The sequence below is a fragment of the Mesorhizobium vachelliae genome (assembly GCF_033977325.1).
Lineage (GTDB): Bacteria > Pseudomonadota > Alphaproteobacteria > Rhizobiales > Rhizobiaceae > Mesorhizobium > Mesorhizobium vachelliae.
In genome coordinates this window covers 65,044-80,054 of sequence record NZ_JAVIIR010000001.1, presented here as the reverse complement: position 1 = coordinate 80,054, position 15,011 = coordinate 65,044, and the positions used below count along the sequence as shown (strand labels likewise).

At 63.5% G+C, this 15,011-nt stretch carries 18 protein-coding genes; 6 read left to right on the top strand and 12 right to left on the bottom strand.

What is annotated here, in order from left to right:
- Nucleotides 1–7 precede the first annotated feature (7 nt).
- Entirely contained in the window at nucleotides 8–367 is a 360-nt protein-coding gene (locus RFM41_RS00420) for a tRNA-binding protein (protein ID WP_320245567.1), read from the top strand.
- Here RFM41_RS00420 and RFM41_RS00415 read toward each other — a convergent pair.
- The 4 genes from RFM41_RS00415 to RFM41_RS00400 form a co-directional block, all read right to left on the bottom strand.
- Nucleotides 359–1,423 carry a glycosyltransferase family 4 protein gene (locus RFM41_RS00415; protein ID WP_320245566.1) on the bottom strand — a complete coding sequence of 355 codons (1,065 nt, stop codon included), beginning with the start codon at nucleotides 1,421–1,423 and terminating at the stop codon, nucleotides 359–361. The two genes, RFM41_RS00420 and RFM41_RS00415, sit on opposite strands and share 9 nt — an antisense overlap.
- A 254-nt stretch (nucleotides 1,424–1,677) precedes the next feature.
- The gene (locus RFM41_RS00410) at nucleotides 1,678–3,093 is read right to left on the bottom strand and encodes an ATP-binding protein (RefSeq protein WP_320245565.1); all 1,416 of its coding nucleotides are present in this window, start codon (nucleotides 3,091–3,093) and stop codon (nucleotides 1,678–1,680) included.
- A gap of 51 nt (nucleotides 3,094–3,144) precedes the next feature.
- A complete protein-coding gene (locus RFM41_RS00405) occupies nucleotides 3,145–3,864 on the bottom strand; it encodes a response regulator (RefSeq protein WP_040989639.1) in 720 nt (239 codons plus the stop codon).
- Nucleotides 3,851–4,384, bottom strand: coding sequence for a MarR family winged helix-turn-helix transcriptional regulator (locus RFM41_RS00400; protein ID WP_224516706.1), 534 nt, complete (start codon nucleotides 4,382–4,384; stop codon nucleotides 3,851–3,853). Before RFM41_RS00400 ends, RFM41_RS00405 begins: the two co-directional genes overlap by 14 nt.
- A 260-nt stretch (nucleotides 4,385–4,644) precedes the next feature.
- Here RFM41_RS00400 and RFM41_RS00395 point away from each other — a divergent pair, with 260 nt between their 5' ends.
- From RFM41_RS00395 to RFM41_RS00385, 3 genes are all read left to right on the top strand, one after another.
- Nucleotides 4,645–5,538, top strand: a complete 894-nt coding sequence (locus tag RFM41_RS00395) for a branched-chain amino acid aminotransferase (protein WP_320245564.1) — start codon at nucleotides 4,645–4,647, stop codon at nucleotides 5,536–5,538.
- Between the two features lie 146 nt (nucleotides 5,539–5,684).
- Complete coding sequence (locus tag RFM41_RS00390) at nucleotides 5,685–6,002, top strand: hypothetical protein (protein ID WP_320245563.1); 318 nt, start codon at nucleotides 5,685–5,687, stop codon at nucleotides 6,000–6,002.
- Nucleotides 6,003–6,361: 359 nt separating this feature from the next.
- Entirely contained in the window at nucleotides 6,362–7,003 is a 642-nt protein-coding gene (locus RFM41_RS00385) for an MBL fold metallo-hydrolase (protein ID WP_320245562.1), read from the top strand.
- A gap of 90 nt (nucleotides 7,004–7,093) precedes the next feature.
- Here the strand turns inward: RFM41_RS00385 and RFM41_RS00380 are convergent, their stop codons facing one another.
- The 3 genes from RFM41_RS00380 to RFM41_RS00370 all read right to left on the bottom strand — a co-directional run bounded on the left by RFM41_RS00380 (nucleotide 7,094) and on the right by RFM41_RS00370 (nucleotide 8,433).
- Nucleotides 7,094–7,507 carry a BA14K family protein gene (locus RFM41_RS00380; protein WP_320245561.1) on the bottom strand — a complete coding sequence of 138 codons (414 nt, stop codon included), beginning with the start codon at nucleotides 7,505–7,507 and terminating at the stop codon, nucleotides 7,094–7,096.
- A 264-nt stretch (nucleotides 7,508–7,771) separates the two neighbouring features.
- Nucleotides 7,772–7,984 (bottom strand): cold-shock protein, encoded by a 213-nt coding sequence (locus tag RFM41_RS00375; RefSeq protein ID WP_006202521.1) that lies wholly within the window; start codon nucleotides 7,982–7,984, stop codon nucleotides 7,772–7,774.
- A 236-nt stretch (nucleotides 7,985–8,220) separates the two neighbouring features.
- Nucleotides 8,221–8,433 (bottom strand): cold-shock protein, encoded by a 213-nt coding sequence (locus tag RFM41_RS00370; protein WP_006202520.1) that lies wholly within the window; start codon nucleotides 8,431–8,433, stop codon nucleotides 8,221–8,223.
- A gap of 442 nt (nucleotides 8,434–8,875) precedes the next feature.
- On the opposite strand from RFM41_RS00370, the gene RFM41_RS00365 reads away from it, so the two are divergent.
- Both RFM41_RS00365 and RFM41_RS00360 read left to right on the top strand, forming a co-directional pair.
- A complete protein-coding gene (locus RFM41_RS00365) occupies nucleotides 8,876–9,265 on the top strand; it encodes a Kazal-type serine protease inhibitor domain-containing protein (protein ID WP_320245560.1) in 390 nt (129 codons plus the stop codon).
- 191 nt (nucleotides 9,266–9,456) lie between these two features.
- Complete coding sequence (locus RFM41_RS00360) at nucleotides 9,457–11,091, top strand: tetratricopeptide repeat-containing sulfotransferase family protein (RefSeq protein ID WP_320245559.1); 1,635 nt, start codon at nucleotides 9,457–9,459, stop codon at nucleotides 11,089–11,091.
- Between the two features lie 211 nt (nucleotides 11,092–11,302).
- On the opposite strand, the gene RFM41_RS00355 is transcribed toward RFM41_RS00360, so the two are convergent.
- From RFM41_RS00355 to RFM41_RS00335, 5 genes are all read right to left on the bottom strand, one after another.
- On the bottom strand, nucleotides 11,303–11,656 hold the full coding sequence (locus tag RFM41_RS00355) for a DUF1428 domain-containing protein (protein WP_320245558.1): 354 nt from the start codon (nucleotides 11,654–11,656) through the stop codon (nucleotides 11,303–11,305).
- Between the two features lie 224 nt (nucleotides 11,657–11,880).
- On the bottom strand, nucleotides 11,881–12,297 hold the full coding sequence (locus RFM41_RS00350; protein ID WP_320245557.1) for a VOC family protein: 417 nt from the start codon (nucleotides 12,295–12,297) through the stop codon (nucleotides 11,881–11,883).
- Between the two features lie 150 nt (nucleotides 12,298–12,447).
- Nucleotides 12,448–12,630 (bottom strand): hypothetical protein, encoded by a 183-nt coding sequence (locus RFM41_RS00345; RefSeq protein WP_320245556.1) that lies wholly within the window; start codon nucleotides 12,628–12,630, stop codon nucleotides 12,448–12,450.
- A gap of 92 nt (nucleotides 12,631–12,722) precedes the next feature.
- Nucleotides 12,723–13,112, bottom strand: coding sequence for a nuclear transport factor 2 family protein (locus tag RFM41_RS00340; RefSeq protein ID WP_320245555.1), 390 nt, complete (start codon nucleotides 13,110–13,112; stop codon nucleotides 12,723–12,725).
- Nucleotides 13,113–13,229: 117 nt separating this feature from the next.
- Complete coding sequence (locus RFM41_RS00335) at nucleotides 13,230–14,756, bottom strand: ABC-F family ATP-binding cassette domain-containing protein (protein WP_320245554.1); 1,527 nt, start codon at nucleotides 14,754–14,756, stop codon at nucleotides 13,230–13,232.
- Between the last annotated feature and the right edge of the window lie 255 nt (nucleotides 14,757–15,011).

Below are 15,011 nucleotides of genomic sequence, written 5' to 3'. Positions count from 1 at the left end.
ATTGCCGATGAGTTCCAGCAGCGAGCGCAAGCCCGAGATCAGCTTTGCCGATTTCGACCGGGTCGATATCCGTGCCGGTACGATCCTCGAGGCTGAGCCGTTTCCGGAGGCGCGCAAGCCGGCAATCAAGCTGAAGATCGATTTCGGCCCGGCGATCGGGGTGAAGAAGTCGTCGGCGCAGATCACCAAATATTATGCGCCGGAAACGCTCGTAGGCCGCCAGGTCTTCGCGGTGGTCAACTTCCCGCCGCGCCAGATCGGCCCGTTCATGTCGGAAGTGCTGACGCTCGGCTTTCCCGATGAAGAGGGTGCGGTTGTGCTCGGCGCCATCGAGCGCAAGGTGCCAGACGGCGGGCGCTTATTCTAGGACGAGCCTGGGGCGGCCTGGAGCCACCCTATCCTGATCGGCGCGCTTGCTTGGCATCCCCAGCGCTTCGTTGACCACGTCGAGGAACATTTCGGCGCAGGCCTGCCAGCTGTAGCGCATGGCGCGCTGGCGCGCTTCGGCGCGGTCGACGTGAAGCGCCTTCATCGCCGCCTCGCCCAGATCGTTCGACACGGCTCCGCCGACGCCGTCGCCGACAATGTCGATCGGTCCGGTCACCGGATAGGCGGCGACAGGCGTTCCGCTGGCCAGCGCCTCGATGATGACGTTACCGAAAGTGTCGGTGCGGCTCGGAAAGACGAAGACGTCGGCCGACGCGTAGATCTCGGCCAGTTCGTCGTTCGGGCGGTGGCCGAGGAAATGCGCCTTGGGATAGCGCGCCTTGAGCTTTGCCAGCTCCGGCCCTTCGCCGACGATAACCTTGCTGCCCGGCAGGTCGAGATCGAGGAAGGCGGTCAGGTTCTTTTCGATCGCGACGCGGCCGACGCACAGGAAAACCGGGCGGGGAAATCCGGTTTCCTTGCGCTTGTCCGGCCGGAAATGGTCGGTGTCGACGCCGCGCGTCCAGGGCCTCAGCTTGTTGAAGCCGCGCGCCGCGAGGTCGTCCGCCAGCGATTGCGTGGCGACAAGCGTGCCCTGTCCGGAATTATGGAAGTCGCGCAGCCAGTTATAGGCCCAGCTCTCCGGCACCGGCAGGCGGGCGCTGAGATATTCGGGAAAGCGCGTGTGATAGCTGGTGGTGAAGGGGCGGCCCACCTTTCGGCAATGGCGACGCGCCATGATGCCGAGCGGACCCTCGGTGACGATGTGGATGTGGTCGGCCTTGGCGGCCTCGATCCTGCGCGCGACTTGACCCGGCGTCGTAAGCGCCAGCCGGATGTCGGGATAGGTCGGCATCGGCAAGGTGCGAAAGAGGTTCGGCGTCAGGAAATCGAGCTCGACGTCGAAGGGTTTCAGCGCCTCGGTGAGGCGTTCCAGCGTGTGCACCACGCCATTGACCTGTGGCCGCCACGCGTCGGTGACCATCAGGATGCGCATGGCGATCCTTTGCAATAGTTCCTGAACGCGCCGGCGCGGTGCCGGAACGGCAGCCAGGCAGCAGCCCGCGCCTCGCTCCAGTGCACCCGGGCGGGCACGGGATCGAAGCGGGGCGGCAGGGCCGAATCAACGAGGGTCGCGCGCTTCATGCGCGCTCTTGACCATGATTTCATGACGGGCGGATGAAGCAGTTATTTGATTGAGCATGATCTTGTCCGAAAACCGGTTTCCACTTTTCGGGATCATGCTTCGGCTTACGCGGGAACCTTGATGACGGCGCGCAGGCCGCCGAGCGGGCTGTCCTCGAGGCTGATGTCGCCGCCATGGCTGCGGGCGATGTCGCGGGCGATCGACAGGCCAAGCCCGGTGCCGCTGGCATCCAGGTTGCGCGCCTCGTCGAGGCGCAGGAAAGGCTTGAACACCTCCTCGCGCTTGTCAGGAGCGATGCCCGGCCCGTCGTCGTCGATGGTGACGGTGAGCGAGCCGCGACCGTGATTGGCGTGAACCTCGACGGTCTTGGCATAGCGGAAGGCATTGCCGATCACGTTCGAAAGCAAGCGGGCAAAGGCGTTCGGCCGCACATGCACGGCCGGATCGCCGGTCAATGTCGTCGTCAGCTTGCAGCCGCGCAATTGGGCTTCCTCGCCGAGTTTCTGAAAATAGGCGTTGAGGTCGAAACGGCCGGTATCCTCCGCGGCCTCACCACGGGCAAAGGAAAGATAGCCTTCGAGCATCGACTGCATGTCGTCGATGTCCTGGTTCAGCGCGGCCTTGGTCTCCGACTTGCCGCCGGCCAGCGCCAATTGCAGCTTGAAGCGGGTGAGGATGGTCCTGAGATCGTGGCTGACGCCGGTCAGCATGGCGGTGCGCTGCTCGATCTGGCGCTCGATACGCTCGCGCATCTGGATGAAGGCGAAACCCGCTCGGCGAACCTCCTCGGCGCCGCGCGGGCGGAAATCGCGCGGCATCGGCCGGCCCTTGCCGAAGCTCTCGGCGGCTTCGGCAAGCGTAAGGATCGGCCTGATCTGATTGCGCAGGAAGGGAATGGCGATCATCAACAGCACCAGCGAGGTGCCGACCATCCAGATCAGGAAGATGTGGGTGTTCGAGGCATAGGCCTGGCTTCGCCGCACGAAAACGCGCAGCACCTTGCCTTCGAGCTGGACGCGAACCTCGACGACGTTCGAATTGCCGACCGTGTCGATCCAGAACGGACGGTTGATCTGCCTGGTGATCTCCGACGACAGCGCCTCGTCGAGGATCGAGAAGAACGGTTTCGGACCCGGTGGCGGCAGCGGATCGGGCGGCAGCAGATCCACCTTCAACTGCATGCGGTCCTGGGCGATGCGGATGATGTTGGCGTAGTCGGCGTCATGCGGATAGGTCTCCATCATGTCGATGACCGCCGCTATGTCCGAGATAGTCGCCTGCGACAGGCGCTGCGTGACCGTCTGCCAATGGCGCTCCATGAAGACGAAGGCGACCACGGACTGCAGAAGGATCATCGGCGCGATGACGATGATCAGCGAGCGCGCGTAGAGCCGCTTCGGCATGTAGAGCGCGACCAGGCGCCAGAACCGGTTCCAGGCGCGCGGCATCGCCCTCAGCGTCCGCAATGCGAGATCGCCGGGGCCGCCTGCTTTGGGCTTGTCCAGTTGCGTGGTCGCCATTCGCCCTTCCGCTCGTCGATGGCCGTTCAGCAAAGGGCCTTCGACGGTAATTTATTCGACGCTGAGCCGATACCCAATACCGCGCACCGTCTGCAGCCACACCGGATTGGACGGATCGCGCTCGATCTTGCGGCGCAGCCGGTTGATCTGAACGTCGATGGTGCGCTCGCCGACATCCGATTCATCGCCCACCAGCTCATGGCGCGGTATGGTCTCGCCCGCCCGCGCGGCGAAGATCGCCAGGATCTCCTGCTCGCGATCGGTCAGCTTAAGCGCCTCGCCGCCGCGCTTCAATTCGCGCTTGGCGATCTGGAACGTGTAGGGTCCGAACACCAGCTGCTCCACCTTCGGCGTCGCGGCCGGGCCGCCACGGCGCAGGATGTTGTTGATGCGCAGGATGAGCTCGCGCGGATCGAACGGCTTCGGCAGGTAATCATCGGCGCCGGCTTCCAGCCCGGTGATGCGGCTGTCGGTCTCGGACAGCGCCGTCAGCATCAGGATCGGCACGTTCTTTTCGGCCCGCAGCGCCTTGGTGAGGTCGACGCCGGTCTCGCCCGGCATCATGACGTCGAGCACCAAAAGGTCGAAGTCGAGGCCGGCGAGCTTGCGTCTGGCCTCGCCGGAATTGCCGGCGACGGTGACGCGAAAACCGTTCTCGGACAGATACTGCTTGAGCAGGTTGCGGATACGTGTGTCGTCATCGACAACCAAGAGGTGCGGCGCGTCATCGTCGGGCGCGGCCGGATGATCAACCTTCTCAATGGTCTCCATGGTTCTTCCCCGATGTTTGCGCAGGCACAATGTCGATCTGCGCTCTTAGTTCCGGATTGACCATCGCTTCCAGGAATCGCTCGATCGTGGCGCGTTCGGTGGCTCCGGAATCCTCCAATGCCGCACGGATGCGGCGCGACTGTGGCCGCGCCAGCGCCAAGGCCAGCGCGCGACCCTTGGCGGTCGGGTAAAGCTCGCGCTGCCGGCGGTCACGCGGACCTTGCACCTGGACAATATGGTCAGTGTCGATCAACTGCTTCAAGACCCGCGCCAGGCTTTGCTTGGTGATCTTCAGCACATCGAGCAGTTCGGCGACGGTGAGGCCCGGCCTGCGGTTGACGAAATGCAGCACGCGATGATGGGCGCGGCCGAAGCCGTATTCGGCGAGGATCTGGTCCGGGTCGGAGGTGAAATCGCGGTAGGCGAAGAAAAATAATTCGATGATGGCGAAGTCGATGCCGTCCTCGTCGGCGATCGCCGTCCTGATCGGTTTTCCGGCTGCGGGGCTTGGATCCGTCATCATTTCTCCATGCAAGGCGGAATTATGTCAGTACTATTGACGTAATTTTCGGGCAATGATAATTTTTGACAAGCTTTTCGGCGGATTGCGAACGAAAAGGCAAGTGGAAGCCGTTTTTCCGGAACTTCCTGAGTTTGCCAGGAATTGAATATCCGCCTACGCTTTCAAGCATTGGCCGGCGTTTCGGATCCTGTAGCGGGGCCGATGCGAAAGGCTTTAAAACACAACGATTTGCGGGCGCCTGCCCGCGGGAGGTTTCCATGGCATCCGTTCCCTTCGATCAATTGGATGGCTTCATCTGGATGAACGGCGAGTTCGTCAAATGGGCCGACGCCAAGATCCATGTGCTGACCCATGGCCTGCACTATGCCAGCGCCGTCTTCGAGGGCGAGCGCGCCTATGGCGGCCAGATCTTCAAGCTGACCGAGCATAATGAGCGCCTGCATGAATCGGCGCGCATCTTGGGCTTCAAGATTCCTTATCCGGTCGCCGAGATCGACGAAGCCTGCCGCACGCTTTTGAAGAAGCAGGGTTTCCAGGACGCCTATGTGCGCCCGATCGCCTGGCGCGGCAGCGAGCAGATGGGCGTCTCGGCCCAGAACAACCGCATCAACTGCGCCATCGCCATCTGGCAATGGCCGAGCTATTTCGACCCCGCGCAGAAGCTCAAGGGCATCCGCCTCGATGTCGCCGAGTGGCGCCGGCCCGATCCGCGCACCGCACCGTCGAAGTCGAAGGCCGCCGGCCTCTACATGATCTGCACACTGTCAAAGCACGCCGCGGAGGCCAAGGGCTACGCCGACGCCATGATGCTCGATTGGCGCGGCCAGGTGGCGGAAGCCACAGGCGCCAACATCTTCTTCGTCAAGGACGGCAAGATCCATACGCCCACGCCCGACTGCTTCCTCGACGGCATAACCCGCCGCACGGTGATCGGCCTGGCGAAGGATCGCGGTTTCGAGCTGGTCGAGCGCGCCATCATGCCTGAGGAGCTCGAAGGTTTCGAGCAATGCTTCCTCACCGGGACGGCGGCCGAGGTCACACCGGTTTCGGAGATCGGTCCGTACCGATTCGAGGTTGGCGAGATAGCCAAGACGTTGATGAATGACTATTCGGCTGCGGTGCAGCCAAAGCATGCGATTGCCGCAGAATAGCGATAGTCACAGCTTTTTTGTGCAATAGGGGCGGTTTTCGGGCCGCCCCTTTTATTTAAGCGCCTGCGCATTTGACTTTCGAACAATTCGGCGTCTCATGATGGTGTCGGCCCGAGGAGGCTGGCGGCTATGGAGGGACTAGGTACATGGATACGAACACGCTCGTTGCGATCGTTATTCAGGTGATTACGGGTGTCATCGGCGGTCAGGCAGTCGGCGCGGCGCTGAGCCAAGCGGCGATGGGTCAGCTTCCTAAAATCCTCGGCGGCGCGATCGGCGGCGTCGGCGGCGCGGCCATCCTGGGCAGCCTGCTGGGCCATGGCACGGTCGATCCGGCGGCGGCGGCAGCGGCCGCCGGCGGTTTGGGCAGCTCGCTGAACATCCAGAACATCGTCGGCGGCGCCGGCGGCGGCGCCATCCTGACCGGCATCATCGGCGCGGTCATGGGCGCCATGAAGAAATAGGCCGGGATTACCCCTCGGGCCTCAGCATGGGCGGCTCCGGCCGCCCATTTCTTTTCTAAAGCGCGTCGCGATCTTTCAGATTCGCTCCATGGGCTTTAGGTTTTTGATTTTACGCGTGTCTTTATCCCAAAGCCGGTTCCCACTTTCGATGGCATGCTTTAGGGCCGTTCGCTCGGCTCGATGGTGGACGCGGCCCGCCATGGCCTCTACATCAAGATCACACTTGGAGCGGTGCACCGTTTCGCGGAAACGGCAAACCGTTCCTCCCGTTTGGCGCAATTCCGGACGGAGGCTACGGCGAAGGCGCCGAGCCTAAACCGTGTCACACTTTTCCTGGAATTGCTCGAGAAAGGAAAGCGATGGGTCAGCTCAATGCCGGTATCGTGCCGGTCACGCCGTTCCAGCAGAACTGCACCATTTTGTTCGATATGGACGACAAGACGGGCGTCGTCGTCGATCCCGGCGGCGATGTCGACAAGATACTGTCGGTGCTGAAGGACAATGCCATCAGCGCCGGCGCGATCTGGATCACGCATGGCCATATCGACCATGCCGGCGGTGCGATGGAGCTCAAGGATGCGCTCGGCATCGACATTGTCGGCCCGCACGAGGCCGACAAGCCACTGCTTGCCAATCTGGAGAACCAGGCCAGGCGCTTCGGCCTCACCGACCCAGTGCGCAATTGCGTGCCGGACCGTTTTCTGACCGAAGGCGAGGTCGTATCTTTCGGCGGCCACCAGTTCGAGGTGCTGCATTGCCCTGGGCATGCGCCGGGGCATGTCGTCTACTACAACCGCGCGGCCAAATTCGCGCATGTCGGCGACGTGCTGTTTCGCGGCTCGATCGGGCGCACCGATCTGCCCGGTGGCGACCACGCCGCCCTGATCGCCTCGATCAAGCAAAAGCTTCTGCCGCTTGGCGACGATATCGGCTTCATCTGCGGCCATGGTCCAGGCAGCCGTTTTGGCGATGAAAGGCGGACCAATCCGTTTCTGACCTGACCTGCAAGCAAAGCAAAGAAAAGCGCCGCTCGAGGCGGCGCTTTCGTGGGCAGGGAACCCAGCGATTACTCGAAGCTTCGGTAGCTTCGCTCAGTTGGCGACGCAGAAATGCTGGGCGCCGTCATTGCCGGTGAAGGTGCCGGTGCGCGAGTTGAAGGTGCGGTAGCGGTCCGAGCAATACTCGTACCAGCCACGGGTCCACGGTTCGGCGTAGCGGTCGGCGTAGACGACACGCGGCTGCTGCACGTAGTAGCGGCGAACCGGCCGGTCGACGTAATAACCGTCATCATAGGCCGGATCGTAATAGCGCGGGCCGGGGTTGCTCAGCGCGCTGCCGATCAGGGCGCCTGCCGCGAGGCCGACAACACCGGCGGCGAGGGCGTCTCCGCCACGATCACGATGATGGTGCCAGCGCCAGTCGTCCGCATTGGCCCCCGAGAAGGTGGCCAAAGTGGTCGCGGCAATGCCAACGCTCAGGATGGCGGTCTTGAGAAAACGGTTCATTTTCGGTCTCCTTCGCGCCGGCCCGCGCATTTTTTCGGGGATGCGAGCCGGCTTTAGCAAAGATTAATAGGAGACCGTGGCTGAACGGAGGCTGAACGGGACCGGGCCCAAGCCATTTTTTGAGACTGGCGACTCTTTGAGACTGGCGATTTTTTGAGGCTGGCGATTTTCGAGCTGGGCGACTTAGATGCTTGGGCACAGCCCAATACCGGGCGGGAGCGGCCCCGCCTGACATAGCCTCCGTCGGATCCGTCTCGAGCCGGCTTAGCCGATCGACAGATTGACGGCCTTCGGACCCTTGCCGCGCTTGTCCGGCTCGGTGTCGAATGTCACTTTCTGCCCATCCTCAAGACCGGGAAGGCCCGACGCCTGCACGGCCGAAATGTGGACGAAGACATCCTTCGCGCCATCATCGGGCGTGATGAAGCCGAAGCCCTTGGCATGGTTGAAGAATTTGACGGTGCCGGTCTGCGGCATGGGAAACTCCTTTGATCCCATCAAGTCAAGTCTCGGGCCGGCAAACTGCCCGAGAGGAAATTTGTCCTTTATTTTAGCGCTATCGGCAAGAGAAAGTTTTCGCCTGCCGATCCAAGCATTTGCGTGCGAAAAAGGCGCGACGGTTCCGTCGCGCCTTCGCAATTTCGGGCCTGCCCGCAAGCCGATTTATGCTCCCGCCGCATCATTGCATGCGCAAGGACAGGCCGCTCTGGCGATCAGGCGGCGCGCAGGTTGACCGCCTTCGGGCCTTTGCCCATGCGGTCGGGCTCGACGTCGAAGGTGACCTTCTGGCCGTCGACCAACGTGCGCAGGCCGGAAGCCTCGATCGCGGAGATGTGGACGAACACGTCCTTGGCGCCGCCGTCCGGCGTGATGAAGCCGAAGCCTTTGGTGGCATTGAAGAACTTTACGGTACCGGTCTGGGCCATTGGGGAAAACTCCTTCACCCGTGTCAGTCTTGTGGTTTGCCCGCTGCCTCGCGCCTTGGGCAAATCCCGGTGGTTGCTTCGGCAGTCATGCATTTGCGCATGGTCAAACCCCCCGCCGAAAAACGGGGTTGTCAGAGATTCACACTTATCGGGGAAAGGTCGTCCAAAACGTTCCGCTCTCCGGGTCGCAAATGCCCGAACGTGATTTTTATTACACGGAAACGTGAAGGTTGCAATACGACGCTCGCGGGCGGCCTGCGGCGCGCCCAACGCTGGGGCCTCGATAGACCCGGTGCCACCGCGGGTCATCGGCCAGAGACGAGCCAAGCATAGGCCAGTGCGAAGGCCGTTTTCCCGGGTCCACAAACGGTGGTTGCGTTTGTGGTGGGGAATGCGAGGATATCGCGAGCCGGTGTCATGCGCCGGGATGGAGGAGGGACATATGCGATTTCTTGCGGTCTCGCGGCAGGGTGTTGTCATGGTCATGCTGTCCGCGCTGCTGGCAGCCTGCACCGTCGTCGTCGACGATGGCCCTCGCCCGCGGCCGCCCCGGCCGCATCCTCAGCTCTGCACCATGCAATACCAACCGGTCTGCGCCCGGCGCGGCGGCGACCGCCATACCTTCGCCAATGCCTGCCTGGCCGAACGGGAAGGTTACCGCATCGTGCGGGACGGTCCTTGCCGCGACGGCGGTGGTGGTGGAGAGCAGACATTCTGCACGCGCGAATACGCTCCGGTCTGCGCGAGGCGCCACGGGCAAATGCGCACCTTCCCGAACGCGTGCGAGGCGCGCGCGGCGGACTATCGCATCGTCGGCGGCGGACCCTGCTGAAAAACGGTGGTGCCCATCTGCGCAAATGGACACCACGACGCGCACTGACGCTTTGTCTTGAATCTCTTGCCCGCATGGCTTAGGTCCGGCGGACCAACAAATACGGCAGGTTTCCCATTAGCAAAGATCACAGAAGAGCGGCAAACGCCGGCGGCAGGCCTGGTGGCTCGCCCAGCCCGCTCGATCCGTATGTGCAAAAGGCGCTGCAATTCCACCAGGCGGGGCGCCGCCAGGAGGCCGAGGCGCTCTACCGGCAGGTCCTGGGGCAGCAGCCTAACCATGCCGCGGCGCTGCATTTCCTCGGATTGCTGCTGCACCAGACCGGCAGGAGCGAGGAAGGGCTCGAGCTCATCGAGCAGTCGGTGACCTTGCAACCCGAAAACGCCGACTTCCTCAACAATATGGGCACGGTCATGCGCGACCTCGGGCGCGTCGCCGCCGCGGTCGATTTCTTCCGCGGCGCGGTGGATATCCGGCCCGACCAGCTGGCCGCGCGCGACAATCTCGGTTCGTCGCTGACGCAGCTCGGCCAACTCGACGCGGCCGAGGAGATCTATCGCGGCACGATCGGCCGCAACCCGTTCCATGTTCGCGCGCGCATCGGCCTTGCCGAGACCTTGCAGGAAGCCGGACGGCTGGACGAGGCGATCAAGCTGTTCCGCGAGGCGTTGTCGATCCGGCCGAAGGACGCCGAGCTGCTCTACGGGCTGGGCGTCGCGATGATGGAGAAGGGCAAGCTCGACGAGGCGGCCGATCTCGCCCGCCAGGCGCTGGCGATCGCCCCGAACATGGCGAAGGCCTGGCTGCTGCTCACGCAGGTCAAACGCCAGACCGGGCGCGACAAGGAGCTTGCCGGCATGGAGGCCGAGCACGCCAAGGCGCCGCAGGGCAGCCTGGCGCGCATGCAGCTCTCCTTCGGCCTGGGCAAGCTCAATGACGACCTCAAGGACTATGGCCGCGCTTTCGACTATTTCGCCGAGGGCAATGCCATCCGCCGTACGGCGATCGTCTACGATCCCGCGCGCACACGCGGCGAATTCGAGGCGATGAAGGCGGCCTTCGACACGCCCTTCTTCGAGAAGCACAAGCCAAGCGGCATTTCCGACGACACGCCGATCTTCGTCGTCGGCATGCCGCGTTCCGGCACCACGCTGGTCGAGCAGATCATCGCCAGCCACCCACAGGTCCTTGGCGCCGGCGAGTTGAACATCCTGAAGACGGCCGTCGGCAAGCAGTTTCCGATGAGCATGCCGGGCGGCTTCCCCGCCGGTATCGCCGACATATCCGACAAGGCCTACGCCGAGGCGGGCCAGGCCTATCTCGACATGCTGCATAACCGCTATCCGGGTTATCGCCATGTCACCGACAAGATGCCGGGCAACTTCCTGCTGGTCGGCTTCCTGCACATGATGCTGCCGAAGGCCAAGATCGTCCATTGCGCGCGCGACGCGGCGGCCACGTGCCTGTCGATCTTCAAGGTGCATTTCCGCGGCGACAGCCACCGCTACGGCTACGACCTCGGCGAGCTCGCCGATTTTCACAACCTCTACACCGACATCATGGTGCATTGGCACAAGGTGCTGCCGGGCGTCGTGCACGATGTGCGCTATGAGGATTTCGTCGCCGACCAGGAAGGGCAGACGCGGGCGCTGATGGCGTATCTCGGCCTGCCCTGGGACGACAAGGTGCTGTCGTTCCACGAGACGGACCGGCCAGTGCGCACCGCTTCCGCCGCGCAGGTGCGCCAGCCGATGTATCAAGGCTCGGTCGATCTGTGGAAGCGGTATGGGGACCGGCTGAAGCCGCTGGTCGACAAGCTAGGCTGATATTGAGGTGAGGCCGGCCTGCGAACGGCGGTTCCGTGCGCTTCCGGTGCTCACGTACTTTAAGTACGCTCCGCTCCGGCCTCCGCCGGCCGAAGCCCTCATAAACGTCTCCGCTCTGTGAAGGCTACGGCCCGGCGTAGGCCGGTTCTCGGGGACCACCATTCTCGACTCGGCCTGACCTCAATCTCAATCCAGCTTGGGGCCGAGTTCCTCAAAGCTCCACGAATGGCTGGAAGCCGCCGAAGATCATGCGCTTGCCATCGAACGGCATTGCGGACCAGTCCATCTTGAGACGCTCGTCGGCCATTACCTTGGCCATGACCGCGTCGCGGCTCTGCCTCGACTCGTAGACGACCCAGGAGAAGATAACGACCTCATCCTCCTTCGCCTGCACGGCGCGCGGGAACGAGGTCAGCTCGCCATAAGGCACGTCGTCGCCGGTGCATTCGACATAGGCGAGCGCGCCGTGCTCCATCCAGATGGCGCCGGCGTTCTCAGCCATTTTCTTGTACGCATCGAGACTTGCCTTCGGCACGGCAAGCACGAAACCATCGACATAGGACATGATGAAACTCCTTTGGAGGCGTCTTCCTTCTCCCCCTTGTGGGGTCCGAAGGACGGGGCGAGACTAGCGGCTCGCCCCCGGGTGGTGGATCGGCGCGCAGCGCCGAGACGGATGAGGGGTGTTCCAGCTTGGCGCCAAGCTACCCCTCACCCGGATCGCCAGCCGAATTGCGGAGGGCAAATCGGGGCAATCCGACCTCTCCCACAAGGGGAGGGGTGGACGGCTCACTTCACCGGCGCATTCATCGCCCAGGCGACGCCGAAGGGGTCTTTCACCTGGCCCCAGCGGTCGCCCCAGAACATCACCTGCAGCGGCGTGACGATCTCGCAGCCGGCATCCACCGCACGTTTCCACCAGGCATCGATATCGTCGCTGCCGAGATGAAGCTGCAGCGTGTAGCCCTGCGCCGCCTTGTGCGGATGGCCGTGCTCGGGATAGGCGTCGCCCAGCATCAGCGTCGAGCCGTTGACATAGAGATGGATGTGCATGGTGCGGCCCTTGTCGTCCGGCGGATAGGCGAACACTTCCTCCGCGCCGAAAGCCTTCTTGTAGAATTCGGCGGCCTTGATGGCGCCGTCGACCTGCAGATAGGGGGTCAATCCGCCAAGGACCTTGGCGCGGGGCGGGGTCTGGTCGTTCATTCTCGTGTTCCTCTTCACGGGGTTTGATCTGATTTGCCACCCAAGGACGGGCGAAGCGGCGGCGATCCTACATGCCTCCCGAAAATTTCTTAAAGGGCCGGTTTCCGACGGTCCGGGCGACCGTCGAACAATCGCACTGGATATGCGACTTTATATGACCTTCGCCGAGAAGGTGGCGGCGCGGCGGCTTTCGCGCGTTTCGAAGATCTCCGGAAAGCCGATGTCCTTGCGCAGCTCGGCGGGCAGCGAAAGCAGGATGCGCTCGCTGCGATGACGGGCACGCGCCGTGGCATAGCGGTTCGCGAGGCGGCCAATGGAGGACAGTACCGACATGTTGGTTCTCCCTGGTTGATGCCGGCATCATCGTGTCGGCACCCCAAGGACGAGGCGGCAATCGGCGATCCGACAGATCGCCTCGGTCTTTTTCAGAACACCGAAGCGGCCAGCGCGGTGTCGTAATATTCCACCATCTCGATGATCTCGCCGTCGCGCACCGTCCAGAAATTGGCGGTGCGCATGATGAACTCCTCGCCGGTGGCGCGGCGCGTCATGTGGATCTCGACCTGCGCGGCCACCTTGTCGCCGCCGTCGATGATGTCGACCGGGACGAAGTGCCGGTATTCGAAGTCATCGTCGAGCGCCAGGAGCCTGGAGAGGAATTCCTGCTTGCCGTGCGCGGTGCCGGCGTGGCGCGATTGCCGGGGATCGGCGATCCATCGGAACACGACATCCTCGGAGCACCGCGCCAGGGCGCCCTCGATGTCGCGGTCCGCATAGGCCTGGTAGAGATTGTTGACGATGTCCACTGCACGCATGGCCCGTTCCCTCCCTGGCTGAGCAATTCAGAATACGCTTTTTTAGCATGTGGAAAAGTATGGAGGGCAGCAACGCCTGCCGGGCCGGCGGTATCGGCCCGGCAGATGCATCGTCTCTCAGTTCGGCGTTTCGGCGACCGAGCGGAAGAACGCTTCCGGATCGTCGACCTCGGTCAGCCGCCGCCTGTCGATCAGCCAGAAGCGGTTGCCGACGGCGCGGATGAAGGAGCGGTCATGCGAGGCAAGCAGGCAGCTCGCCTGATGCCTCAGCAGCTCGTCCTCCAGCGCTTCCTGGCCGTCGATGTCGAGGTGGTTGGTCGGCTCGTCGAGCAGATAGAAATTGGGATGGATGAGCCTGAGCACCAGCATCATCAGCCTCGACTTCTGTCCGCCGGACAGCACGCCGATCTTCCTCTCCTGCATCTCGATGGCGATGCCGGCGCCGGCGAGCAGCGAGCGGGCGCGCTGCTCGCCGACCTCGAAGCGGCGCGAGACCATCGCCAGCGGCGTGTCGTCGCCATCGATGCCCGATAGCGCCTGGTCGCTGTAACCGAGCACGGTCGAGGGCGTCACCTTGATGTTGGCAACCGATCCCGGTTCGGCGACGGCGTCGCGGACCATCGCGATGAAGCGTGTCTTGCCGACACCATTGCGGCCAAGCAGCACGATGCGATCGCCTTGGCAGATGTGGCGCTCGCCGGTCCGGAACAGCAATGTGCCGTCGGGGGTTTCCACGGCCGCGTCCTCCAGCGTGATCAGCACCTTGGCGTGGGTGCCGCGGTTCGCCAGCCTGATCGCGCCGGCCGAGCGCTCGCGATGCGCTTGCACGGCGGCATCCTCCAGCTTCTCGGCCCGCTCCTTGAGCTGCCTGGTCTTCACCGTCAGAAGGTCGCTGCCGGAATTGATGCCGATGTTGTTGAGCTTGGCGGCCTGCTTGCGCAGCTGCTGGGCGATCTTCATGTCGCGCTCGAACTTGCGCGCCGTCGAGGCGTCGAGCTCGTCGAGCGCCTGCCTAGCGCGCGAATAAGGTAGCGCGAACACCGGCGATTCTTCCGGGCGCAGAAACAGCGTGCGGTTGGTGGCGGCGTCGAGGAAGGCGCGATCGTGGCTGGCGATGATGACCGGCACGTCGCGCGGCAGCGCGTTCAGCCAAGTTTCCAGCTGGCTGATCCTGGCGAGGTCGAGATGGTTGGTCGGCTCGTCGAGCAGGAGCACGTCCGGATCGGTGACCCAGACGCGGGCGATCAGCGCCAGCCGCTGCCAGCCGCCGCTGAGCGCCCGCATCGGTCGGCCGCGCATGTCTTCAGGCACTTCGAGCGAATCCAGCACCACGTCCACGCGCCACAACTCGCTGTCGCGCTGCTCGGCCGGCAAGGCGTTGGCGACGACGTCATGGAAGCTGCGGCCGAGCAGTGCGTCGGGGACGGATTGCTCGACATGGCCGACGCGCAGGCCGCGCGATCGAGTGATGTCGCCGGAGGTGGCTTCGAATTCGCCCGCCAGGCATTTGAGCAATGTTGACTTGCCACGGCCATTGGCCGCGACGATGCCGAGCCGGTCACCGGCGCCGATGATGAGGTCGAGGTTGGAAAACAGCGGCGCACTCATGGTGACGCCGAGGGATTTGAGGCTGATCAGGGCCATATCGATGTCTCTGGTCTTGCCGGTCGCAAAGCCGGCTGATGCACTTTGACGGCGCGCATGCCGGCGTCATGCTCAGGCTAGCGGCACCACGAAGGGCAGACCAAAAAATCGAAGCGGGGGAAATTCCCGGACCGTCCTGATCAGCCCTGCAAGCAAGCTCGCAGGGCACAGACAGGGCCGCGCTGACGGTGGTGGTAGTAGTTCACGCAGCCCTCCTTTCCAGACGTTCGAGACGAGAGATGGGTACACCGGGGA

Coding starts and splice junctions, on each gene's coding strand:
- RFM41_RS00350 (WP_320245557.1), bottom strand. CDS start 12,297: ATGAACGACCAGACCCCGCCCCGCGCCAAGGTCCTTGGCGGATTGACC.
- RFM41_RS00420 (WP_320245567.1), top strand. CDS start 8: ATGAGTTCCAGCAGCGAGCGCAAGCCCGAGATCAGCTTTGCCGATTTC.
- RFM41_RS00415 (WP_320245566.1), bottom strand. CDS start 1,423: ATGCGCATCCTGATGGTCACCGACGCGTGGCGGCCACAGGTCAATGGC.
- RFM41_RS00385 (WP_320245562.1), top strand. CDS start 6,362: ATGGGTCAGCTCAATGCCGGTATCGTGCCGGTCACGCCGTTCCAGCAG.
- RFM41_RS00400 (WP_224516706.1), bottom strand. CDS start 4,384: ATGACGGATCCAAGCCCCGCAGCCGGAAAACCGATCAGGACGGCGATC.
- RFM41_RS00375 (WP_006202521.1), bottom strand. CDS start 7,984: ATGCCGCAGACCGGCACCGTCAAATTCTTCAACCATGCCAAGGGCTTC.
- RFM41_RS00335 (WP_320245554.1), bottom strand. CDS start 14,756: ATGGCCCTGATCAGCCTCAAATCCCTCGGCGTCACCATGAGTGCGCCG.
- RFM41_RS00395 (WP_320245564.1), top strand. CDS start 4,645: ATGGCATCCGTTCCCTTCGATCAATTGGATGGCTTCATCTGGATGAAC.
- RFM41_RS00355 (WP_320245558.1), bottom strand. CDS start 11,656: ATGTCCTATGTCGATGGTTTCGTGCTTGCCGTGCCGAAGGCAAGTCTC.
- RFM41_RS00365 (WP_320245560.1), top strand. CDS start 8,876: ATGCGATTTCTTGCGGTCTCGCGGCAGGGTGTTGTCATGGTCATGCTG.
- RFM41_RS00405 (WP_040989639.1), bottom strand. CDS start 3,864: ATGGAGACCATTGAGAAGGTTGATCATCCGGCCGCGCCCGACGATGAC.
- RFM41_RS00345 (WP_320245556.1), bottom strand. CDS start 12,630: ATGTCGGTACTGTCCTCCATTGGCCGCCTCGCGAACCGCTATGCCACG.
- RFM41_RS00410 (WP_320245565.1), bottom strand. CDS start 3,093: ATGGCGACCACGCAACTGGACAAGCCCAAAGCAGGCGGCCCCGGCGAT.
- RFM41_RS00340 (WP_320245555.1), bottom strand. CDS start 13,112: ATGCGTGCAGTGGACATCGTCAACAATCTCTACCAGGCCTATGCGGAC.
- RFM41_RS00390 (WP_320245563.1), top strand. CDS start 5,685: ATGGATACGAACACGCTCGTTGCGATCGTTATTCAGGTGATTACGGGT.
- RFM41_RS00380 (WP_320245561.1), bottom strand. CDS start 7,507: ATGAACCGTTTTCTCAAGACCGCCATCCTGAGCGTTGGCATTGCCGCG.
- RFM41_RS00370 (WP_006202520.1), bottom strand. CDS start 8,433: ATGGCCCAGACCGGTACCGTAAAGTTCTTCAATGCCACCAAAGGCTTC.